The sequence below is a fragment of the Bacillus cereus group sp. BcHK124 genome (assembly GCF_027712065.1).
Taxonomy (GTDB): Bacteria; Bacillota; Bacilli; order Bacillales; family Bacillaceae_G; genus Bacillus_A; species Bacillus_A pacificus.
In genome coordinates this window covers 21,963-45,356 of sequence record NZ_JAQFPJ010000023.1, presented here as the reverse complement: position 1 = coordinate 45,356, position 23,394 = coordinate 21,963, and the positions used below count along the sequence as shown (strand labels likewise).

The window sequence follows — 23,394 nt, the reverse complement described above, 5'->3', positions numbered from 1 at the left end:
ATCTTCTTCAAATGCTATGATGAACAAGGGTATGTCCCCACCTCTCTTACAGCGGTGGGGATTTTAAATATAAATATGTAACATAATACACAATAGAAGGTGATTTTATGAGAAAATATGCTGCAATCGCTTTATGTACATCTGCCATTTTAGCAGGTTGTAATACTAACAATGTAAGTCAAGAACCTAAAAAAGAGAAAAAAATTCAAGAAACTAAGAAACAAGAAGAGACCGTGAAAGAACAAGGGAAAATTTCTTATAACCAAATTACACATGAATCTACAAACACTACTATTCATATGACAGATATAAAAGATGCTTTAACTGAAGTACAATATAAAATTTGGCGTACTGCTGATGGAAGGGAACACACTAAATCTTTTTCTTCTAAAGAAAAGGAGAAACAGTTTACACTTCCTTTTGATATAAAAGAATTTGAAGGAAAACGCGGTGAGTTTCAAATTGAAGCAATAGGTATAAAAGAAGATGGGAAAACCATTCCACTCACAAAATCTGCTATTACTTTCGAACAAAAAGTTCCCGTTCTTATGTACCATGCAATCGATGATTATCACGGACAAGGCATTAAAGACTTATTCGTATCACCTGCTAACTTTGAAGCCCAAATGAAATATTTAAAAGACAACGGCTATACATTACTAACTTTTGAACGTTGGGGTGATATTAATAAAGTAAATAAACCTATCTTTGTTACATTTGATGACGGTATGAAAAATAACATGAATGCATTCCATGTTTTACAAAAGCTAAAAGACGATACGTTTAAACCAACAGCAACAGAATATATGATTGTTGATAACGTTGATGTAGAAGGATCACTGTCTACTTCTGAAATAAAAGAAATGGTCAATTCCGGCATTTTCTCAGTGCAATCTCATACAGCGACGCATGCAGACTTACCGAAAATTACAAACTATGAAGAGGAATTAAAAGGATCAAAAGAAAAGTTAGAAAAAATAACAGGTAAGCCCGTTATCGCAGTTGCTTATCCATTCGGTCATGTAGATGATAAAGTCGTTGCAGAAACGAAGAAATATTATCAATTTGCGACGACAACAAAACCCGGAAAATTCATTACAAAAGGTGAACCCGATGAATTGTTAAAAATGAAGCGTGTTCGCATACACCATACGACGACCGTAGAACAGTTTGCTTCTTCGATTCAATAACGATGAGGGCTCAATATATTTTGAGCTCTCTTTTTACGCTATATTTATATATATTTTTTGAATTTTCTTGTATTATATATAGTAAGAAATCTTTCAAATTAAAGGAGATTATACATATGTCATTTGAACAAACGTTAGAGAAATATGCTGCCCTTGCAGTCAATGTTGGTGTTAATATTCAACCAGGACAAACATTATCAATTAGCGCACCTCTTGAAGCTGTACAATTTGTACGCCTCGTTACAGAAAAAGCATATAAATCTGGTGCAAAACACGTATATGTGGATTGGAATGATGAGACGTTAACACGCTTAAAGTTTGATCTAGCTCCTGAAGAAGCATTCGCTGAGTTCCCATCTTGGAAAGCACACGCTCGTGAAGAATTAGCAAAAGAAGGCGCTGCATTTATGTCTATTTATGCAGAAAACCCTGATTTATTAAAAGGTGTAGAACCAACGCGTATCGCAACAGCTCATAAAGTAGCTGGTGAAGCAATGAAAGTATACCGTGATTACGTACAAGCTGATAAAGTAAGCTGGTGTGTCATTTCTGTTCCTACGAAAGAATGGGCTGCGAAAGTATTCCCTGACGTTGCACCAGAAGAACAAGAAGCAAAACTATGGGATGCTATTTTCAAAGCTACTCGTGCTGATTTAGAAAATCCTGTGGAAGCATGGAAAGAACACGATAAAACATTACATACAAAAGTTGATTACTTAAACGAAAAGCATTATAAAGCTCTTCACTATACAGGTCCTGGAACAGATTTAACGATCGAACTTCCAGAAAAACATGTATGGGCTGGTGCTGGTAGCTTAAATGAAAAGAACGTACCATTTATGGCGAACATTCCAACTGAAGAAGTGTTTACAATGCCACTTAAAACAGGTGTAAACGGCCAAGTATCTAGTACAAAACCGTTAGCATTTGCAGGTAACATTATCGATAACTTCACGTTAACATTTGAAAACGGACGTATCGTAGATTATAAAGCTGAAGTTGGAGAAGAAGCTTTAAAACATTTAGTAGAAACAGATGAAGGTTCTCACTTCTTAGGAGAAGTAGCTTTAGTACCTCATGATTCACCAATTTCAAACACAAATATTTTATTCTACAACACGCTATTTGATGAAAACGCATCTTGCCACCTTGCAATCGGAAATGCTTATGCATTTAACTTAGTTGGCGGAAAAACGATGTCTAAAGAAGAACTTGCTAAAAATGGCGCAAACGCTAGTATTACACACGAAGATTTCATGATTGGATCAGCTGAGCTTGATATTGACGGTATTACTGCTGATGGCAGACATGAGCCTATCTTCCGTAAAGGTAACTGGGCGTTTTAAATTTATTACCATAAAGAAACACATTGGATAATCCAATGTGTTTCTTTATTTATTTGGTTTCAATTCAAATTTTATTGTTCTATTTTCACGCGTAAACTCTGGTCTATACGTAGCGATATACGTATTTTCTTTCGCTACGTCAAATAGCATGATATCTTGAATTTTTTCTTCTGGTGCTAACTTTTTACTAATAAAGCTATCAGGGTTATTATATTCTTTAAATCTTGTACCTTTCTTATCGGTAATCTCAAATTCATAAAATGCAAAAGGTATTTCCTTTTTACTATTATTTTCTACTTTGAAAATAATCCCCAAAATCTCCTCTTTCTTTTTATCCTCATCATAATCCGGATATCCTAATTTAACTGAATCGATAGTTACTTGCAAACCATCTACGTCTACTGTCTCCCCTATTTTATACACTTTATCTTGAACATCTTCTTGTTTACTTTCATTACTATCTTTAGTCTCAGTGCAAGCACTTAAACTAAAAGCTATGCCAAAAATTAAAACAATTTGACTTACCTTTTCTAACATACTCTTTCCTCCACATAAGACAAAATTTCATATATATCATAACAAAACGCTTTACTCTTTCTTGTCATATTTTGTCGTATTAATTGCTAACTGCACAAATAGAAAAAAGCTATCTTCTACAAAAGATAGCTTTCATGATGCCGATGAAACCTTAAGCCCAATGACACCCAAAACAATAAAAAGAATACAAAATGCTTGAAATAAACTAATATGCTCTTTAAAAAAGTACACACTAATGATTGTAATAAGCAATGTTCCAACGCCAGACCAAATAGCATAAGCAATACTTAAATGGATCTTTTTCACAACGATGGCGAACACGCTGAAACAAATTCCATAAAACACGAAAATCAGTACACTCGGAACAAGCTTTGTTAAACCATTTGATAGTTTCATCGCAATTGTTCCAGCTACTTCAAAAATAATTGTAACAAGTAATAATAGCCAATATACCATACTAGAATCTCCTTCTCTGTTACCTTATAGAGATTCTAGTATACTACTTATAGTCCCAATGAAATATATTTAATTTCTAAATATTCCTCGATGCCGAAATGGCCTCCTTCACGACCGATACCACTTTCTTTAAATCCACCGAATGGTGCTTGTGCAACTGATGGAAGACCGTCGTTTAGACCGATAATACCGTACTCTAACGCTTCACTAATTTGGAATGCTTGACTAATATCTTTCGTGAAAATGTACGCTGCTAAACCGTATGGCGTATTGTTTGCACGTTCAATTACTTCTTCAACCGTTTTAAATTTCGCAACAGGTGCAACTGGTCCAAATGTTTCTTCATTCATACAAAGCATCGTATCATTCGCCAATCCAATTACAGTTGGTTGCATAAAGTGTCCGTCTAGCTCTGCAACCTTTTGACCACCATATAAAACTGTTCCACCTTTTTGAATAGCATCTTCAATATGTTCCTGTACTTTCGAAACTGCATTCTCGTCAATAAGTGGTCCTACAGTCGTTCCGTCACCGAAACCGTCTCCTACTTTCAACTGCCCTACTGCCTTTTGAAACTTCTCTGCGAATACTTCGTAAACTTCTTCCTGAACAAATACTCGGTTTGTACATATACACGTTTGTCCTGCGTTACGGAATTTCGAACCGATTACTGCCTCTACCGCTTTATCTAAGTCTGCATCATTCATAACAATAAACGGTGCGTGACCGCCTAACTCAAGTGAAACCTTTTTCATCGTTTGTGCCGCACTAGCCATTAACTCTTTCCCAATTTCCGTTGATCCTGTAAAGGACACTTTTCGAACACGCCCATCTTCCATCCACGTATCAGCAATTGCTTTCGCACTACCTGTTACAATATTTATTACGCCTTTTGGAATGTCTGCTTCATGAGCTAATTCAGCTAATTTCAACGCAGTTAACGGCGTTTGACTTGCAGGTTTTACAACCGCTGTACAGCCTGCTGCAAGCGCCGGAGCTACCTTTCTCGTAATCATAGCAGCAGGGAAGTTCCAAGGCGTAATAGCTGCCATAACTCCGACTGGTTGCTTCATAACTAAAATACGTTTATTTGGATGAGAAGCAGGAATCATTTCACCATACACGCGTTTTCCTTCTTCTGCATACCATTCGACAAAACTATTTGCATAATTCACTTCACCAAGCGCTTCTGCAAACGGCTTTCCTTGTTCTCTCGTCATAATCGCTGCAATCTCTTCTTTATTTTCATCGATAAGTGTAAACCATTTTTTTAATTTCACTGCACGGTCTGCCGCTGTTAACTTAGACCATGATTTAAAAGCTTCATGTGCAGCATCAACGGCTTGCTTTGCCTCAGTTACCCCACCCTTTGGTACAGTCGCAAATATTTCCTTCGTTGCTGGATTATTTACTTCGATTTGTTCTTGCAATGTAATCCACTCACCATTTATATACATCGCCTTTTTCTCTACATTTACAAACGTCGCTTTTTTATCCAATGTTCTCTTCCTCCTCTATAAGTTTCTTTATTTTCCTCGTGGCAGCAGATTGACTTATTTTTAAAAACTCCGCTACTTTATAACTCGATCCATATGTTTTATATGCTTTCAAAATAATATTCCGTTCTACTTCTTCTAACATTTTATAGAGACTTTGACCAGACTGTTCAACTGTTGATTCTTGCATCGCTATTGGCAAATCCTCTATCGTAACGATATCATCAGCAGTTATAACAATTCGCTCAATCACATTTTCAATTTCTCTATTATTTCCTTCCCACGGGTAACCAACAAACATTTGCAATGTGCTAGGCGCTAATTTTACATTCCGACCATATTTCTCGTTAAAGTGTTGTAAATAATGATAAATAAGTGGCAAAATGTCTTCTGTTCTTTCCCGTAGTGGCGGGATTACAATGGGAATGACATTCAGACGATAATATAAATCTTTCCGAAATGTTCCTTGTTTCACCATCATACTTAAATCTCTATTTGTTGCCGCTACAATTCTAACGTCCACCTTTTTTAATTCTCTTCCGCCTATAGGGCGAAACGTTTTTTCTTGCAACACTTGCAAAAGCTTCGCTTGAATTTCAAGCGGCATTTCACCAATTTCATCTAAGAAAAGAGTTCCCTTATGCGCTGATTCTAATAGTCCCTTTTTCCCTTCACGATTCGCACCTGTAAAAGATCCGCCTGAGTATCCAAAAAGCTCTGATTCAATTAAATTCGTTGGCAATGCCGCACAGTTAATTTCATAGAAACTTTCATTCTTCCGGTTACTCACTTCATGTAAATGACGCACCAATCGACTCTTTCCTACTCCTGTCTCACCTAAAACGAGAACAGTACTATCTACCACGGATACTTTCTTGATTGTCTCGACTATTTTTTGCATAGCGATACTTTTAAAAATAAGTCCTTCATGTTCATATGTTTCTCTTAATTCTTTTTTATATGTTTTTAACTGATTATCCATTTCTTCTACCTTTTGACGTAATTGATAGAGTTCTGTAAGATCACGAGAGTAACTGATCACCCTTCTTAAATTGCCCTCTTCATCAAAAACAGGCCTTGTACGAACGTGTAAATACTCTCCTGATTTTGTCGTTTGAACGAGTTCAATCGGTCTCTTTTTTTCAATTACTTCTAACGTTGCCGATGGATAAAAGATACCATCCTTCTGCAATTCTTTTACATGTTTACCTACTAACTCTTTAGCAGCCAATTGATAGTGCCTTTCACATGTACTATTTACACGTACAACGATTCCCTTTTCGTCAGTCACAAAAATTTCGTCAAACGCATATTCAAATACATCTTGTAAATCCATTAACACTCGTTCCTTTTCTGCAACCATCCTAGCCACCCCTAACTTCCAATCCGTCGATTCACTTCACTACCTTTATTATAAAGTGAATTTTCTGGATTTTATATAGAGTCAGCTAGAATGTTTGCTGTTTTATTATTTAACTTTTAAACACGAGCAATATTTGCTTTCTCATAACAGACTTGCAATGATTCTTCAATGATTGTTAATCCTTCTTCAAGTTGCTCATCTGTAATCACTAATGGCATTAGCACACGAATAACATTACCGTATGTTCCTGCTGATAGTAGAAGTAAGCCGCGTTTATTTGCTTCTGCGCATAAATTAGCTGTTAACGTTTTATCAGGTGCTTTCGTCTTACGATCTTGAACGAGCTCAAATGCACACATTGCTCCTAAACCGCGCACATCACCGATGCAATTATATTTATTTTTCATCTCTTCGAATCGGTTTATTACGACCTTTCCTAATTCTATCGCTCTATCATTTAAATTCTCTTTTTCTATTACATCAAGTACTGCTAATGCTGCCGCACATCCTAGCGGGCTTCCTGCATACGTTCCACCAAGTTCTCCTGGTGCAGACTCATTCATAATTTCTTTGCGCCCAATAACACCACTAATCGGTACACCAGCACCTAATGATTTAGATACCGTAATTAAATCCGGAACGACATCATAATGATCAATGGCGAAATATTTTCCTGTACGGCTAAATCCAGTTTGAATTTCATCCGCTACAAATAAGATGCCGTGTTCTGAACAAATATTGCGTACTTCTTGCACAAACTTCTTACTTGGGACGATAAATCCACCTTCCCCTTGAACAGGTTCCATTACAACAGCTGCAATCGTTTCTGGTGCTACTTCTGATATGAAGAAATTCTTAAACTCTTCAATCATAAAGTTATCGTACTGCTCTTCCGTTAATCCTTCTGGGCGACGGTATTCATACGGAAATGGCGCTTTATAGACTTCAGGCGCAAATGGACCAAATCCAAATTTATATGGTTTTACTTTACTTGTCATTGTCATTGTCATTAATGTACGCCCATGGAATCCTTTAGAAAATGCGATAATACCAGGTCTTTTTGTATATTTACGAGCGATTTTCACAGCGTTCTCGACTGCTTCTGCACCACTATTTAAAAATAGTACTTGCTTATCAAAACTTCCCGGCGCTAATGCCGCAAGTTTTTCTGCTAATTCAATATATGGCTCATACATCATGACATTAAAGCCAGTATGAATGTATTGATCTACTTGTTTATGGAGCGCTTCTTTAACAGCTGGGTGACAATGTCCTACGTTAATTGTTCCTATCGCTCCAGCGAAATCAATGTACTGATTACCATCAACATCAGTAACAAGAGCACCATTTGCAGATTGTACAAACGTTGGGATGCCGTTACTTACTCCTTTTGGTACTATATTTTGGCGGCGTTCTAGTAAAGATGCTGCTTTCGGTCCAGGAATTTGTTCATTTACTTTAGCAAATTTTTTTGTATTCATTACGTACCCCATCCTTTTCTTTACATTGTTTTCTCTTTTCATTGCAAAATGTATGCCAATATTCTTTTTCAGTATTCATCCTACACACCTTCTATTTCGCCATAAAAAATAAGTCTATAAAGACTCATTCAGAGTCTTTATAGACTTATTTTTCTTACACATTAGACTTTCCTTTTTCCCAAACAAACTCACCTGAATGAGAAATAAAGTCCCCAACAGATTGTACTACTAAATCAGCAAGTGGTTCTAATGTTTGACGATTCCCTGTACCAGATAGTACTCCAATTGCATAGCAATCACCATTTTTCGCTAAATATAAATCAGTCGGTGTATCCCCAACGACCGCTACTTCACATGCCTTTAAATGAAACCTCTCACAGAAGGATTCTATAATTCTTTTATCGGGTTTTTGTGCCGCAAATGTATCTGAAGCTACAACATAATCAAAAAAGGTCTCTAATTGATACTGTTTTAAAAATAATTCTGTCGGTGCGAAATCATCAGCTGTAACAACACCTAAAATAAATCCTCTATCCTTTAAGCTTTGTAAAATTCTCGGTAAATCTGCCGTCATTTTCATGTAAGAACGATGCTCGTACATAAGGGCAAACAGTTTTTCACTTACCCATTCATGCATTTCCTCTTCCTTAGATGACGTAATATACTTACAAAGCCCCTTTGCCACATCAAGGCTTGTTCCTGCCGCTATTGCGCTACGTGGGTGAACAAATACCCCATCCACACCGATCTCTTTTAATAAAGTCGGCTGCATTGACTGTGGCAGTTGGTATAATTTTATACATTCAGCCACAAGTTCTTCAGCCACTTTTATCCAAATTGAATGAAAATCCATTAATGTCCCATCTTTATCAAATAGTATTGCTTTTACTTTCTCCATAACACCCCACCTCTCATCTCTTATCTCCTCCAGTGTATCAATAAAGTATGGATATAAAATAAACGAATTGTAAAAATACCATAAAAATCAAACTAACTTCAAATTTACAATTCTTCTATATAATAAAAAAGGATGCCTTTACAGGGCATCCTCTTGATGTTCAGGAACAAATAGTTCCAGACAATGATACATATTTTCGAATTCCATCGGTGCATCTCCACCATATTCACCATCTAAATTAATCATTAGTTTATCTGGTGAATGCACTTTAATTCGGTTCGCTTGTGTGTATAGTACTTTTGGATTGTTAATATGTTCACCACGCTGCGCTTGTGTTGCAGCTTTAATTAAGTCGGCAATCGAACCTTTTTTCAACACTAATAAATCAAATAAGCCATCGTTAATTGATGCATATGGTGCTACCTTTTCAAAGCCGCCCACTGAACGAGTATTCGTAATTAAAAACATCGTAATTTCTTCTTGTAGTAATTTTCCATCATACTCAATTTCAACGTATGTTGGATGTAGTGATGGTAGCATTTCAATACCTTTTAAATAATAAGCAAGTTGTCCTAATACAGTCTTTAGCTTACTTGGTACTTCATATGTTAATTCTGTAATACGACCGCCACCAGCAATGTTAATAAAATATGTATCGTTTGCTCTACCAAGGTCTAATGGCACAGTTTTTCCTTCACAAATAATATCCGCTGCCTCTTCAATAGAACGAGGTACACCGATTGCACGTGCAAAGTCATTTGTTGTTCCAACTGGAATAATTCCAAATTTCGGACGGAATTCATGACCAACTAGACCGTTTACGACTTCATTTAACGTGCCGTCACCACCAGCCGCAATAACAACATCAAATTTACGCTCTACAGCTTGCCTCGCCGCCACAGTTGCGTCTCCAGGACCCGTTGTCGCATGACAAGATGCTTCATATCCAGCTTGTTCTAATTTTTGTAATACTTCCGGTAAGCTCTTCTTAAATAGCTCACGCCCAGAAGTAGGATTATAAATAATTCTTGCTCGCTTCATCATTTATTAGCACAGGAAATTTCTTTATGTATCGACAAAGAACATACCGAACTTCTATTCAGTATTCCCGTGCCTACCTCCTCTCATCTTCCTATCCTTCTTTTATCTCGCTCAAACAGGCAGTAAGAACCCGATTCGTGTAGCCCATCAAAAGTAAATATTCATTTCAATGGTTTTGTTTTATTTGACAAAAAATTTATGTCCATCTATTTCTTCACAACAATTTACATATAACGAATAATAATTATCTATTATTTCATGAGATGAAAAAACCTCTATTTCTAGATTTATCATTATTCCCACCTTTTTGCAACTATCATACCATAGTTGCTATACAAACATTTTTCCACTTTTGACAGTTAATCAAACGTTTGTTTAAATAATTTTCTCTCATTTAAACAAACGTTTGATTAACCTAGAAAAACACCCATGTACGGGTGTTTTTCTGCTTAATCTTTAAAAGTTACTACTATTATCGCTTATTAATCTCTTCAAGTAAGATTTTGTTAACAAGCGGTGGATTTGCTTGTCCTTTTGTAGCTTTCATAATTTGACCAACTAAGAAGCCAATTGCACGGTCTTTACCGTTTTTAAAGTCTTCGATAGATTGCTCATTATTATCAAGAATTTCTGTTACAACTTTACGAAGTGTACCCTCGTCAGAAATTTGAACAAGGCCTTTCGCTTTAACGATTTCTTCTGGGTCTCCACCTTTTTCAATTAATTCGTTAAATACTTTCTTCGCAATTTTAGAAGAAATTGTACCTTTTTCAATTAATTGAACCATTTTAGATAAACCAGCAGGCGTTAATGCAACGTCTTTTAATTCTTTTTGTTGTTTGTTTAAGTACGCAAGCACTTCACCCATTAACCAGTTCGATGTTAATTTCGCATCAGCACCATCTGCAACAGTTGCTTCAAAGAAATCAGACATTTCTTTCGTTAATGTTAATACGTGTGCATCATAAGCCGGTAAGCCTAATTCTGCAACGTAGCGAGCTTTACGTGCATCTGGAAGTTCTGGAATAGAAGCACGAACTGCTTCTTTCCACTCATCGTCGATGTAAAGTTCAACTAAGTCCGGCTCTGGGAAGTAACGGTAATCATCAGATCCTTCTTTCACACGCATTAAGATTGTTTTCTTCGTTGCTTCATCATAACGACGTGTTTCTTGTTGGATGATACCACCAGATAATAATTCTTTTTCTTGGCGAGCTTGCTCAAACTCAAGACCTTTTTGTACGTAAGTGAAAGAGTTTAAGTTTTTCAGTTCCGCTTTTGTACCGAACTTCTCTTGTCCAACTGGACGAAGGGAAATGTTCGCATCACAACGCAAGGAACCTTCTTCCATCTTACAATCAGATACGCCAGTGTATTGAATGATTGATTTTAACTTCTCTAAGTATGCATATGCTTCTTCTGGCGTACGCATATCTGGCTCAGATACGATCTCAATCAAAGGCATACCTTGACGGTTGTAGTCTACTAATGAGCCGTCAGCTGTATGCGTTGATTTACCAGCATCTTCTTCTAAATGAAGACGTGTAATACCGATACGTTTCTTTTTACCGTCTACTTCAATTTCAATCCAACCATTTTCACCAATTGGCTTATCAAACTGAGAGATTTGGTAAGCTTTCGGATTATCTGGATAGAAATAGTTTTTACGGTCAAACTTCGTTTCTGTTGCGATTTCACAGTTTAATGCCATTGCAGCTTTCATTGCAAAGTTAACTGCTTCTTTATTTAAAGTAGGAAGTACTCCTGGGTATCCTAAGTCAATTACACTTGTTTGTGTATTTGGTTCCGCTCCGAATTCTGTTGGACTCGCAGAGAAAATTTTCGAATTTGTTTTTAACTCAACGTGAACCTCTAAACCAATAATTGTTTCTAAATTCATCTATGCTCGCCTCCTTACAGACTTGCTTTTTTTGTATGATGGTCTGTTGCTTGCTCAAACGCATGTGCAACGCGGTAAATTGTCGCTTCATCGAAGTGTTTACCAATGATTTGTAAACCAAGTGGCATGTTGTTAGCACCGAATCCACATGGAACAGAAATCGCTGGAACACCTGCTAAGTTTACTGGGATTGTTAAAATGTCATTTGCATACATTGTCATTGGATCATCAACTTTTTCGCCCACTTTAAATGCCGGAGTTGGCGTTGTTGGTCCAATAATAACATCGTAGTTAGCAAATACATTTTCAAAGTCGTTTTTAATTAATGTACGTACTTGTTGTGCTTTTTTGTAATATGCATCATAGTAACCAGAGCTAAGAGCAAATGTACCAAGCATAATACGACGTTTTACTTCATCACCGAAGCCTTCGCTACGTGTGTTTTTGTAAAGATCCATTAAGTTATTCACATTATCAGAACGAACACCATAACGTACGCCATCAAAGCGTGAAAGGTTAGCTGATGCTTCAGAAGAAGATAATAAGTAATACGTTGCTAGAGCGTATTTAGAGTGTGGAAGAGATACTTCCTCCCAAGTTGCGCCCATACCTTCTAATACTTTTAAAGCAGCTAGTACTGACTCACGAGCTTCTTCGCCAACACCTTCTCCTAAGTATTCTTTCGGTACAGCAATGCGTAAACCTTTAACGTCGCCTGTTAAACCAGCTAAGTAGTTTCCTACTTCAACGTTAGCAGAAGTTGCATCCATACGGTCAAGACCTGAAATAGCTTGTAATAAGTATGCATTGTCTTCTACTGTACGTGTAATCGGTCCGATTTGATCAAGTGAAGATGCAAATGCTACTAATCCGTAACGAGATACACGTCCGTAAGTTGGTTTTAAACCTACAACGCCGCAATATGCAGCTGGTTGACGGATAGAACCACCCGTATCAGAACCTAGAGAGAATAATACTTCTCCTGCTGCTACAGCTGCTGCAGAACCACCACTAGATCCGCCTGGAACGTAATCTAAGTTCCACGGATTTTTCGTAGCGTAGAAACCTGAGTTTTCATTTGAAGAGCCCATTGCGAACTCGTCCATATTTAATTTACCGATTGTAATTGTGTCAGCAGCTTTTAGCTTTTGCACAACTGTCGCATCATAAATTGGATCGAAGTTTGCTAACATTTTGCTTGCACAAGTCGTACGAAGACCGTTAGTTACAATGTTATCTTTAACACCGATTGGCATACCGAATAATAAACCATTATCTTCAGCACCAATTTTCGCATCTAATTCTTTCGCTTTCGCGCGTGCGTTTTCTTCATCTAATGTAAGAAAAGCTTTTACGTTATCTTCAACATCCGCAATACGTTTGTAAGATTCTTCTACTAAATCCGTAACGGAAATTTCTTTGTTGTTTAATTTCTTATGTAACTCTGATACTGAATGATCAAATAATGACATCGAAATTCCCCTCCTCTATTCTAATACTGCTGGAACACGGATTTGATTATCTTTGTGATCCGGTGCATTTTTTAATACTTCTTCAACTGGTAAACCTTTTTCTGGTACATCTTCACGCATAACATTTTTCATAGTTAATACATGAGTTGTTGGTTTTACATCTGTTGTATCTAATTCATTTAACTGTTCTGCAAATGTAACAATTGCATCTAGTTGTTTTTGAAATTTTTCTGCTTCTTGATCAGTAATTGCAAGACGTGCTAAATGTGCTACGTGCTTTACATTCTCAACGGAAATTCTTGACACGGCTAGGCCACCTCCATAATATATCGTTCAATCTACAATACTATTGATGATACCAAATTTTCAGTACTTCAAGCAAGTCAACACACGGCACTTACAGCATTTTTACATAAAAAAAGAAAGGCAAACGCCTTTCTTTACGATTTACTCTTTATCTAACGGTTTATTTTTCGGAAATCTCTCGTTATCTTCTTCATTATCACGAATTGTTTTTTGTAATACAAAACAAGACATCGTTAAAAATAATGTTCCAAGTAAATAATATCCTTTTACACTAAGCGTTTCATCTAGCGTATAAATTCCAATTAGCATACCTGAAAGCGCGCAAACAAATGAAGTCCATGCTAAAAACGTGAACGCTTGCGTATTACGTCTTCTCATCGTTCTCCCCCTCGTTAGCTGTACATCCATTATAGATAAGTATATTTACCATGATGGATTTTTATGTAAATTCTAGTTTACTATTTATAAATCTATCACAAAAAAATATTATTTTAAAGATAGTTTTCTTTCTAATCTGAAAAAACAGTTAAAAACATTGACATTTATTTCAATTCTACATAAAATAAAAATAAATATTACGAACCTCGAAATATACGGGAGTGGAATTAATTGTTGCAATACGAACATTTTTTAGACTTACTGCTAGATAACGCCAAGAAACTTTTCTATCCTGAAGAATGGGTAAGCTTAGATTTAACACTTTCTAAAACTGAAGTATTTTGTTTACTTTGGATGGAGCGAAATACGGATATTACAATGACAAAAATCGCTGATCTTCTTGATATACCGATGAGTACAACGACAGGTGTTGTAAATCGCCTTGTAAAAAAAGGATATATTGAAAGATACCGTGATGAAAACGACCGACGCATTGTATTAATTCGTTTAACAGAAAACGGCGTAATGCTCGTTCAAGAAGTAAAACAAAATGCAGCCTATTATTTTAACCTAGTGACCGAAGCATTATCGGAAGAAGAAAAAGCATTTTTACTACAAATCTTCCAAAAGATTATGAATTACATTGCTACGTCACAACAAAAAACAGAAGAAAAGGTTTCTACACCTAAAATGAAAAACATTCCGATTGAATAAAACCCTAGTTGGGTTTTTATTCAATTATTTATTTCGTCACTCGTAATATTCGATATTCGAAACAAAGGGGATATGAATGATGAGAATTATTTTGTATACAGGTAAAGGCGGCGTAGGAAAAACTAGCATTTCAGCGGCAACTGCACTTCAAAGCGCAAAACAAGGATTAAAAACTTTAGTAATGAGCACAGACCCAGCTCATAGTTTAGGAGATTCATTTGGTATAAAACTATCTTCTGAACCATTAGAAATTCGTGAAAACCTATGGGCACAAGAAATTAATACAATTTATGAAATGGAAAAGGGCTGGGGAAAGTTACAGAAATATATTACACTACTTTTCACTTCCAAAGCAGCTGATGATATTACAACCGAAGAGTTAACGATGTTTCCCGGTATGGAAGATTTAATTAGTTTACTTCGCGTACTCGATTATTATAAACAAAACACATATGACGTTATTATCATTGATTGTGCTCCAACAGGAGAAACATTAGCAATGCTCAGTTTTCCAGACATGCTCGGCTGGTGGATGGAAAAACTCTTCCCTATTAAAAGAAAAGTTTTAAAAGTTGTTCGCCCTGTAGCTCAACCACTTCTTGGTGTCCCCCTTCCAACCGATGATATTATGGACGAATTAACAAATACACTTGAACAACTTGGAGAAATGAGAGATATTTTATCAAACCGAGACGTAACAAGTATCCGCATCGTTGTAAATCCCGAAAAAATGGTCATTAAAGAGGCTCAGCGTAGCTTTACGTATTTAAATTTATACGATTATAACGTAGATGCGATTATGATTAACCGCGTCATCCCTAACACTGTCATCGATCCTTATTTTCAAGCTTGGAAAGATACTCAAAAGAAATATAAAACATTAATTCAAAATAGTTTTGATCCACTTCCTATTTACGAAGCTCCAATGTTTGAACAAGAAGTTGTTGGCTTACCTATGTTAGAACGCGTTGGAGATGCTTTATTTAAAGAAGATTATTGTCCTACTGAAGTAAAATTTAACGGTCGCACTCAATATGTAAAAAAAGATGGCGATGAGTATATTTTCGTTCTGTCCATTCCCTTCTCTAACAAAAGTGAACTTGCATTAAATCAAAAAGGTGACGAGCTTATCATTCGTGCTGGTTCTGTTAAACGAAACATCACATTACCCAAAACGTTAACACACCTTTCTATTCAAGGAGCAAAATTTGAAGACGATGTACTAAACATTCGTTTTGGAGGTGTCGTGCATGCATGAGGAATTAATAAGGAAGGTAATTCGTACAAAAATAAAAATGGGTATGCATATATTAGAAGAGCTACCTACTCCAATCCAGCAACAAGCTCAGCAAATACTAAATATTTTGCAAGAGGAGCTAGCTGCTTATCCGAAAGAACAAGGGCATCATAAAAATAATTTTAAAAATATTATAATCGAATGAATCTCTCTGGATAGAAGGCCTTTTTAGGCTTTCTATCTCTATATTGGAGCGATGTAAGTTGTTTAAAAAACATTCCACTATTATGCTTTGGATGATTCCCTTGTTATTTCTCATTCATAACCTTGAAGAATCTTTCCAAATGCCACAATATCTTGCTAATCAATTTTCAATTACTTTTATAACTAGCCAACAATTTTTCATTGCAATTTCTGTATTAACTCTCTTTGTCTTACTTATCGTCTTTCTATATCAACTAAACTTCTTGTCTTCTATATACTGGATTATTTTTATACAAGGAGCTATCTTCTTCAACTCTGTTCAACATATTATTTTGTTTTTTATTTACCGCTCCTATAATCCGGGCGTAATATCAGCTGTTTTCATTGTTATCTTTTCTATTTTCTTTTTTTCATCCCAAAAACACTTAATTCAAAAAAAGCAATTCGTAATTACACTCGTGTTCAGCTTATTTTCTTACCCCATTATAATTTGGATTACCTTACTACTTGCTAGTTGCTTTCAGTAATAAAAAAAGACCAGGAAAACTCCTGGTCCATTACTCTACTTAACAAACATTGGATTCTATGTTATACAGAATTGGAAGGTACAGAATTAGGGTTTGTTTTGTTTGTTAAGTAGATTATATGTTGAACGAACTAACAGCGGAGGGGTTCCTTCTGTTAGTCCATTAAACCCAATCATTATTTTACGATCTTTTCAAGCTCATCAAGTGAAAGATCTACTGAAATGGAACCATCATTTGTTTCTTTCTTAATTGCCTCTGTTACTTCTTTTGAATGATACAGTTCAATTACTTTTTTCAGTGTTGGATCATCTTTATCTTTCGTACGAGCTGCGAAAATATTAATATATGGCTTCGCATTTTCATTCTTTGGATCTTCTAAGAAAATTGGATCCTTAGCTGGATCTAATCCAGCTTGACCAGCAACACCGTTATTAATAACTGAAGCTGCAACATCTTTTAATACACGAGGTGTTTGCTGTGCGATAACCGGTGTAATTTTTAATTTCTTCGGATTTTCAGCAATGCCGCTTGGATCTCCAAATAAGCCAAAGTCTTTCTTAAGCTTTAATAACCCAGCTGCATCAAGAAGTTTTAATGCACGTGCTTGGTTCGTTGGATCATTGGGAATCGCAATTTCAGAACCATCTGGAATTTCATTTGCTTTCTTATGTTTTTCAGAGTATAAACCCATTGGTGCAATTTGCGTTGTACCAACAGCTGTAATATCTAATTTATGCTCCTTTTTAAATTGCTCTAAGAAAGCAATATGCTGGAATGAGTTTAGCTCAATATCTCCATCAGCTAACGCTTTATTTGGCGTCGTGTAATCAGAGAACTCAACCAGTTTAACTTTAATTCCTTCTTTTTCAGCTTTCCTCTTCAAAATTTCCCAAGCGTCTCCATCCGTTCCAGTTACACCGACACGAACTACTTTTTCTTTCGCCCCTGCCCCCGTGTCTCCACTTGAGCAACCGCTTAACGCTGAAACCCCTACAATCGCTGATAATGCAAATGCTAAAATTTTCTTCATTTTCTTTCCCCTCTTTCTTTTTATGATCTGCGTAAAAAGACTTTCGCAAAGTAGTTTCCTAAATTTTGAGCTAACTGTACGAGAATAATAAGTAAAACGACCGTTACGAACATAACTGATGTATCAAAACGTTGATAACCATATGTCATTGCTAAGTCACCAAGACCGCCACCACCGACAAGCCCAGCCACTGCAGAAAATTCAATTAAACCAACTGTCATAAATGTAACACCTAAAATTAATGGCGCTAACGCTTCTGGTACAAGGATTTCAAAAACAATTCTAATTGGTGAAGCACCCATCGCTTGAGCTGCTTCGATTACCCCTTTCGGAACAGAAACAAGATTTGTTTCAACCATTCTAGCAATACCGATTGATGCAACTAACGTCATTGGGAAAATTGCTGCCGCCGTTCCAATTGTCGTTCCGATAACACTTCTTGTTAGCGGGCTTAAAGCTACTAAGAAGATGATGAATGGAATCGGACGAATTGTATTAATGATAATATTAAGAATAGAAAAGACCCATTTATTTTCTAAAAAGTTTCCTTTTCTCGTTACATATAGAAGTAAACCTAGAGGTATACCAAGAATTGTAGCAAATATAAGGGTTACAATTACCATTAAGAGAGTATCCCCCGTCGCATCTACTATGCGCGGCCAAAATATACTCCAATCAACTCGCATGAGCTTCTACCTCCTTCAGCTGCACTTGCAGTCTTAGATGTTGTAATGCTTTTTGAATTTCCCTCTGTTCACCTTGCAATTCTACAAGAAGATTTCCAAATAGCACATTTTGAAGTTCAATAATATTTCCGTACAGTACATTTACATCGACATTATAGTTTTTTGCGATATATGATAGTACTGGCTGTCCTGTCTCCTCGCCAGTAAATGTTAGACGATAAATCTGACCACCATTTTGAATTTTTGCTAAAACACTTTCCGGTAAATGATCATTAATAACAGAACGTACAAAGTTTTGAGTCGTCTTTGTTTTTGGTTGTGTGAAAACATCAAACAGTTTTCCTTCTTCAATAACTTTTCCTTTCTCCATTACAGCTACACGGTGACAAATTTCTTTCACAACATGCATTTCATGTGTAATAAGAAGAATTGTTAAGTTGTATTCTCGATTTACTTTCTTTAATAAGTTCAAAATTTCTGTCGTTGTTTCTGGATCTAAAGCTGATGTTGCTTCGTCACATATAAGAATATCTGGTGATGTTGCGAGCGCTCTAGCAATACCAACACGCTGCTTTTGTCCACCTGATAGCTGCTCTGGGTAATTGTTTGCTTTATCTTCTAACCCTACAAACTTCAGCAATTCATTTACTCTTTCTTTTATCTCATTCTTTGGTACTTTCGCTAACTTTAATGGATAAGCAATATTCCCAAATACTGTTCTTGAATTAAATAAATTAAAACTTTGAAAAATCATCCCGATTCTTTGTCTTAGCTTCCGTAATTCTTTCGTCGATAATGATGTAATCTCTTTATCATCTATTGAAATCGTTCCTGCCGTTGGTCTCTCTAACATGTTTACTAGGCGTAATAACGTACTCTTTCCAGCGCCACTAAAACCGATAATGCCAAAAATTTCGCCTTTCTCAACTGATAATGTTACATCCTCCACCGCATGAACAGATTGCCCACCTGTTTCATATACTTTACTTACATTGTTAAAAGAAATCATTTTTTCCCCTCCTATATGCTGTGAAAACTTGAAGCAGAGCTCTCGAGGTAAAATAAAAAGTGCTCTCCTTCTTATCAACCATAAAGATAAGAAGGAGAGCACTTATATGTACTCGTTCACATCTTCTCATCTTCCAAGCCTTTCATAGGCTTGCTGGAGTTAGCACGGTATTAAAAAAACCCGTTGCTGAGGTATCGTAGGGCCAGTCCCTCCACCTCTCTGGATAAGAATGTATCGATTTAATTGTCGTTTAATTAATTCTCATTATAGAACTCAGAATAATAAGAGTCAATACATTTTTTAGAAAAATATTAATTATTTCTTTATTAAAATTTTCAGATGAAAAATTCAAGAAAAAATAGTAATCTTTAAAGTTATGTAAAATTCTCCTCTTGCATATTTTTTAAAAGGATAATCTTCTCTACTAATTGAATACCATTATTTGAATATGAAATCGGAGGAAGATAAATATATGAAAACAGCTCTTTTACTCATTGATATTCAAAATGATTATTTTCCACACGGCAAAATGGAATTACGTAATCCAGTCGAAGCAAGCGCATATGCCCGTCGGCTACTACAGCTCTTTAGAAAGAAAAACGAACCTATTTTTCATATCCAACATGTAGCAATAAAAGAGGACGCTACTTTTTTCCTCCCCAATACAGAAGGTGTACATATTCATGAAAGTGTACGCCCACTTAGAGAAGAAACGGTTATACTCAAGCATTATCCAAATAGTTTTCGCGAAACTGATCTTCTAAAGCAATTACAACGTTTAGCTATTGAACACGTTGTCATATGCGGGATGATGACTCATATGTGTATTGATGCTACTGTAAGGGCTGCCTTTGATTTCGGCTTGCAATGTACTGTTATACATGATGCTTGTGCTACAAAAGACCTTTCTTTTAAGAATGCTACTATACCAGCCGTTTATATTCATAACACAATTTTAGCTAGTTTAAATGGTGTCTATGCAAATGTAATGAGTACAGAGGAGTTTTTAGCTACAAAAAAACACTCTCTTCAGTGAGCAAAACCGAAAAGAGTGTTTCTTGTCAAACCATAGATTTTCTTTCAAATTGTATTATACAGGAAATCCTTAAAATGAATACAAAAAAATGTGACTAATAAGTCAACTTTTCTCATTGTTTTGTTTCTATTTACATGTTTATCCTGATATGAATAGGGTTTAGCTAGTTCCAATTACCAGATAGTAATATATGGTAAGTGTTTTTTATTCAAATTAACTAGTTTCTCCTACTATTTATCTGTTTGTTTTTGTTTCTTTTTCAAATACTCCGCACGCAATTTTTCAATTTGCTGCTTTTTATCAAATTTGACAGGCGTCTGTTTTTCATGAAACTTTGCGACAGCTACCTGACCTTTATAATCCAATTGATATTTTCCCATTTTGTTCACCTACTTTTCTTTTCTTGAAAGAGAATTTATTCAACCAATATAATATACCTTATTTTACTGAAGTAAACCTTATATTATTTTTTCTGCTTATATGTATCTTAATCCACATATAAGCAGAAAAAAGAGATCTTCGCAGACTGCGAAGATCTCTTCTACTATTTCTTATAAAGTTTCAGAAGTAGTTTTTGCTTGCATGTGAAGTGCTAAGTAGTCAGGGCCACCAGCTTTAGAATCTGTACCAGACATGTTAAAGCCACCAAATGGTTGGTATCCTACGATTGCACCAGTACATCCACGGTTGAAGTATAAGTTACCTACGTGGAAGTCTTCACGCGCTTTTTCAATATGATCACGGTTGTTAGAGATAACTGCTCCTGTTAAACCGTATTCTGTATTGTTTGCAATCGCAAGTGCATGGTCAAAGTCTTTTGCTTTACAGAATGCTACTACTGGTCCGAAGATTTCTTCTTTCATTAGGCGAGCATCTTCTGCAACGTCAGCAACGATTGTTGGTTGGATGAACCAGCCTTTAGAATCGTCTCCTTCGCCACCTGCTAAGATTCTACCTTCTTCTTTACCAATTGCAACATAGCTCATTACTTTATCGAATGCAGCTTGGTCATTAACAGGACCCATGTTTGTACCTAATACAGCTGGGTTAGCAACTGTTAATTCTTTCGTTAATTCAACAGCACGATTTAATACGTGATCGTATACATCTTCGTGGATTACTGCACGAGAACATGCAGAACATTTTTGTCCTGAGAATCCGAATGCTGATGCAACGATAGATTTAGCTGCTAATTCAAGATCTGCTTCTTTATCAACAACGATTGTATCTTTACCACCCATTTCAGCGATAACGCGTTTTAACCAAATTTGGCCTGGGTTTACTTTCGCTGCACGCTCATAAATACGGATACCTACATCACGAGATCCAGTGAAGCTAATGAAACGTGTACGAGGGTGATCTACTAAGTAATCACCAACTTCAGAACCACTACCTGGTACGAAGTTTACTACGCCAGCTGGTAAGCCAGCTTCTTCTAATACTTCCATGAATTTCGCTGCTACTACAGGAGTTGTACTAGCTGGTTTTAGTAATACTGTATTACCAGAAACTAAAGCAGCTGTTGTCATACCTGCCATAATTGCGAATGGGAAGTTCCAAGGAGAAATGATAACACCTACTCCTAATGGAATGTAAGAGAAACGATTATATTCAATTGGACGGCTTTCTACTGGAATTCCGTCTTTTAATTTCAACATTTGACGACCATAATATTCCATAAAGTCGATTGCTTCTGCTGTATCAGCATCTGCCTCATTCCATGGTTTACCTGCTTCTTTTACAAGAATAGCAGAGAATTCATGTTTTCTACGACGAACGATCGCTGCAGCACGGAATAAAATGTCTGCACGCATTTCTGGTTTTGACTTTCTCCAAGTTTGGAATGTTTCATCCGCTACTTGCATTGCTTTTTCAGCTAACTCACGGCTTGCTTTTGAAACGCGACCAACAAGTTCCTCTTTATTTGCAGGGTTTACAGAAACAATTTTGTCTTCTGTAGTGATTTTTTCTCCCCCAATAATTAATGGATAGTCTTGTCCAAGATAAGATTCTACTTTCTTTAAACCTTCTTCAAACGCTAATTTGTTAGCCTCTACTGAAAAATCTGTAAATGGCTCATGTTTGTATGCTACTACCATTATTTTTAGCCTCCCCTTAGAAAAACGTTTACATTTTACAACATTATTCTACACGATAATTTAGATTTATTCAAATATTCCTAGACTTATATTTTAAAAATTAATTAATTTTTAAAATATAATAAAAAAATAGAGTTATACAAATGTATAACTCTACAAAATATGAGTATATTCCAAAACGTTTTTGCTAATCAATAAAATAGTTACTAACAAGAATAAAGTTCTTACATATCCAACACCTTTTTGAACTGCAAATTTCGATCCAAAATAAGCGCCCAAAATCATCGATAATCCCATAATAATACCGTATTCAAAATGAATTACGTCTAAAAATAAAAAAGTGATTAACGATACGATATTACTAACAAAGTTCAAAAGTTTTCCAGATGCTGCTGCTTGAATAAAATCCAAACCAATTAATAAAAATGCAAAAATTAAGAAGGATCCTGTCCCTGGTCCAAAAAACCCATCGTAAAACCCTATCATTAAAATAACAAAGAAAAATATTAATGTTTTTCTTTTCGTCATCTTCTTATAGGTAGATACACTTCCCCAATCCTTTTTCGCAATAATATAAATGGCAATAAACACCAACATCACAAGCACTAACGGACGTAAAATATCCGGCGGAATAAACTTTACTACTAAAGCACCTGCGACTGCCCCTATAATAGTTAACGGGATTAACTTTCCTACAATTTTAAAATCAACCTTTCCCGATCGAATAAAGTAAATCACACTCGTAAACGTCCCCATCGTTGCAGCTAATTTATTCGTTGCAATTGCCGAAGCTGGTGGTAAACCAACAAACATAAGTGCCGGAAGCGAAATTAATCCTCCACCACCAACAACTGAATCAATAAAAGCTGCTAAAAAACCGAATGCAATTAATAAAATAATGACTTGAAAACTTAATTCGTCCATGCGCTTTACCCCTTACCCCATTATTTACAACATTTTAAATTATAACAAAATTACCCAAGAAAAA

24 protein-coding genes and 1 riboswitch are annotated in these 23,394 nt (G+C 36.0%); of the genes, 7 read left to right on the top strand and 17 right to left on the bottom strand.

Features of this window, described 5'->3' with window-relative positions; translation table 11 throughout:
- Nucleotides 1–107: 107 nt before the first annotated feature.
- Nucleotides 108–1,190: a polysaccharide deacetylase family protein gene (locus PDK19_RS23345; RefSeq protein WP_074615571.1), complete on the top strand. Its 1,083-nt coding sequence runs from the start codon at nt 108–110 to the stop codon at nt 1,188–1,190.
- 116 nt (nt 1,191–1,306) lie between these two features.
- A complete protein-coding gene (locus PDK19_RS23340) occupies nt 1,307–2,536 on the top strand; it encodes an aminopeptidase (protein WP_000007361.1) in 1,230 nt (409 codons plus the stop codon).
- Between the two features lie 45 nt (nt 2,537–2,581).
- On the opposite strand, the gene PDK19_RS23335 is transcribed toward PDK19_RS23340, so the two are convergent.
- From PDK19_RS23335 to PDK19_RS23285, 11 genes are all read right to left on the bottom strand, one after another.
- On the bottom strand, nt 2,582–3,073 hold the full coding sequence (locus PDK19_RS23335; protein ID WP_000891129.1) for a DUF4352 domain-containing protein: 492 nt from the start codon (nt 3,071–3,073) through the stop codon (nt 2,582–2,584).
- A 132-nt stretch (nt 3,074–3,205) separates the two neighbouring features.
- Entirely contained in the window at nt 3,206–3,529 is a 324-nt protein-coding gene (locus PDK19_RS23330) for a DMT family transporter (protein WP_000263262.1), read from the bottom strand.
- A 47-nt stretch (nt 3,530–3,576) separates the two neighbouring features.
- Nucleotides 3,577–5,028 (bottom strand): NADP-dependent succinate-semialdehyde dehydrogenase, encoded by a 1,452-nt coding sequence (gene gabD / locus PDK19_RS23325; RefSeq protein WP_000358112.1) that lies wholly within the window; start codon nt 5,026–5,028, stop codon nt 3,577–3,579.
- Nucleotides 5,021–6,388, bottom strand: a complete 1,368-nt coding sequence (locus tag PDK19_RS23320) for a sigma-54 interaction domain-containing protein (protein ID WP_000225163.1) — start codon at nt 6,386–6,388, stop codon at nt 5,021–5,023. The genes gabD and PDK19_RS23320 overlap by 8 nt, the downstream gene beginning before the upstream one ends.
- A gap of 116 nt (nt 6,389–6,504) precedes the next feature.
- The gene (gabT, locus tag PDK19_RS23315) at nt 6,505–7,869 is read right to left on the bottom strand and encodes a 4-aminobutyrate--2-oxoglutarate transaminase (protein ID WP_001093016.1); all 1,365 of its coding nucleotides are present in this window, start codon (nt 7,867–7,869) and stop codon (nt 6,505–6,507) included.
- 154 nt (nt 7,870–8,023) lie between these two features.
- Nucleotides 8,024–8,767: an HAD family hydrolase gene (locus PDK19_RS23310; protein WP_000416638.1), complete on the bottom strand. Its 744-nt coding sequence runs from the start codon at nt 8,765–8,767 to the stop codon at nt 8,024–8,026.
- Between the two features lie 138 nt (nt 8,768–8,905).
- A complete protein-coding gene (locus PDK19_RS23305; RefSeq protein ID WP_000977677.1) occupies nt 8,906–9,811 on the bottom strand; it encodes a diacylglycerol kinase in 906 nt (301 codons plus the stop codon).
- A 469-nt stretch (nt 9,812–10,280) separates the two neighbouring features.
- Nucleotides 10,281–11,708: an Asp-tRNA(Asn)/Glu-tRNA(Gln) amidotransferase subunit GatB gene (gene gatB / locus PDK19_RS23300; protein WP_001047674.1), complete on the bottom strand. Its 1,428-nt coding sequence runs from the start codon at nt 11,706–11,708 to the stop codon at nt 10,281–10,283.
- A 14-nt stretch (nt 11,709–11,722) separates the two neighbouring features.
- Complete coding sequence (gatA, locus tag PDK19_RS23295) at nt 11,723–13,180, bottom strand: Asp-tRNA(Asn)/Glu-tRNA(Gln) amidotransferase subunit GatA (RefSeq protein ID WP_000051445.1); 1,458 nt, start codon at nt 13,178–13,180, stop codon at nt 11,723–11,725.
- 15 nt (nt 13,181–13,195) lie between these two features.
- Nucleotides 13,196–13,486 carry an Asp-tRNA(Asn)/Glu-tRNA(Gln) amidotransferase subunit GatC gene (gene gatC / locus PDK19_RS23290; protein ID WP_000086999.1) on the bottom strand — a complete coding sequence of 97 codons (291 nt, stop codon included), beginning with the start codon at nt 13,484–13,486 and terminating at the stop codon, nt 13,196–13,198.
- A gap of 141 nt (nt 13,487–13,627) precedes the next feature.
- Complete coding sequence (locus PDK19_RS23285) at nt 13,628–13,864, bottom strand: YiaA/YiaB family inner membrane protein (RefSeq protein ID WP_001254396.1); 237 nt, start codon at nt 13,862–13,864, stop codon at nt 13,628–13,630.
- A 231-nt stretch (nt 13,865–14,095) separates the two neighbouring features.
- On the opposite strand from PDK19_RS23285, the gene PDK19_RS23280 reads away from it, so the two are divergent.
- The 4 genes from PDK19_RS23280 (at nt 14,096) to PDK19_RS23265 (ending at nt 16,546) form a co-directional block, all read left to right on the top strand.
- A complete protein-coding gene (locus PDK19_RS23280) occupies nt 14,096–14,578 on the top strand; it encodes a MarR family winged helix-turn-helix transcriptional regulator (RefSeq protein WP_000942487.1) in 483 nt (160 codons plus the stop codon).
- A 76-nt stretch (nt 14,579–14,654) separates the two neighbouring features.
- Complete coding sequence (locus tag PDK19_RS23275; RefSeq protein WP_002026876.1) at nt 14,655–15,836, top strand: ArsA family ATPase; 1,182 nt, start codon at nt 14,655–14,657, stop codon at nt 15,834–15,836.
- A complete protein-coding gene (locus PDK19_RS23270; protein ID WP_049111664.1) occupies nt 15,829–16,020 on the top strand; it encodes a DUF3926 domain-containing protein in 192 nt (63 codons plus the stop codon). The genes PDK19_RS23275 and PDK19_RS23270 overlap by 8 nt, the downstream gene beginning before the upstream one ends.
- A gap of 58 nt (nt 16,021–16,078) precedes the next feature.
- The gene (locus PDK19_RS23265) at nt 16,079–16,546 is read left to right on the top strand and encodes an HXXEE domain-containing protein (protein WP_011039940.1); all 468 of its coding nucleotides are present in this window, start codon (nt 16,079–16,081) and stop codon (nt 16,544–16,546) included.
- 175 nt (nt 16,547–16,721) lie between these two features.
- On the opposite strand, the gene PDK19_RS23260 is transcribed toward PDK19_RS23265, so the two are convergent.
- The 3 genes from PDK19_RS23260 to PDK19_RS23250 are packed head-to-tail and all read right to left on the bottom strand — an operon-like array spanning nt 16,722 to nt 19,271.
- Entirely contained in the window at nt 16,722–17,576 is an 855-nt protein-coding gene (locus PDK19_RS23260) for a MetQ/NlpA family ABC transporter substrate-binding protein (protein WP_000721607.1), read from the bottom strand.
- Nucleotides 17,577–17,596: 20 nt separating this feature from the next.
- Entirely contained in the window at nt 17,597–18,262 is a 666-nt protein-coding gene (locus tag PDK19_RS23255) for a methionine ABC transporter permease (protein ID WP_001261879.1), read from the bottom strand.
- The gene (locus tag PDK19_RS23250; protein WP_000622992.1) at nt 18,252–19,271 is read right to left on the bottom strand and encodes a methionine ABC transporter ATP-binding protein; all 1,020 of its coding nucleotides are present in this window, start codon (nt 19,269–19,271) and stop codon (nt 18,252–18,254) included. The genes PDK19_RS23255 and PDK19_RS23250 overlap by 11 nt, the downstream gene beginning before the upstream one ends.
- A 123-nt stretch (nt 19,272–19,394) precedes the next feature.
- Nucleotides 19,395–19,501: riboswitch (SAM riboswitch) on the bottom strand.
- 242 nt (nt 19,502–19,743) lie between these two features.
- Between PDK19_RS23250 and PDK19_RS23245 the strand changes: the two genes are divergently transcribed.
- Nucleotides 19,744–20,307 carry a cysteine hydrolase family protein gene (locus PDK19_RS23245; protein ID WP_000844890.1) on the top strand — a complete coding sequence of 188 codons (564 nt, stop codon included), beginning with the start codon at nt 19,744–19,746 and terminating at the stop codon, nt 20,305–20,307.
- A 230-nt stretch (nt 20,308–20,537) separates the two neighbouring features.
- Here PDK19_RS23245 and PDK19_RS23240 read toward each other — a convergent pair whose 3' ends face one another.
- From PDK19_RS23240 to PDK19_RS23230, 3 genes are all read right to left on the bottom strand, one after another.
- The gene (locus PDK19_RS23240; protein ID WP_000521648.1) at nt 20,538–20,687 is read right to left on the bottom strand and encodes a hypothetical protein; all 150 of its coding nucleotides are present in this window, start codon (nt 20,685–20,687) and stop codon (nt 20,538–20,540) included.
- A gap of 171 nt (nt 20,688–20,858) precedes the next feature.
- Nucleotides 20,859–22,406: an L-glutamate gamma-semialdehyde dehydrogenase gene (gene pruA / locus PDK19_RS23235; RefSeq protein ID WP_000259559.1), complete on the bottom strand. Its 1,548-nt coding sequence runs from the start codon at nt 22,404–22,406 to the stop codon at nt 20,859–20,861.
- Nucleotides 22,407–22,559: 153 nt separating this feature from the next.
- The gene (locus tag PDK19_RS23230) at nt 22,560–23,330 is read right to left on the bottom strand and encodes a TSUP family transporter (protein ID WP_262723085.1); all 771 of its coding nucleotides are present in this window, start codon (nt 23,328–23,330) and stop codon (nt 22,560–22,562) included.
- Nucleotides 23,331–23,394 lie beyond the last annotated feature (64 nt).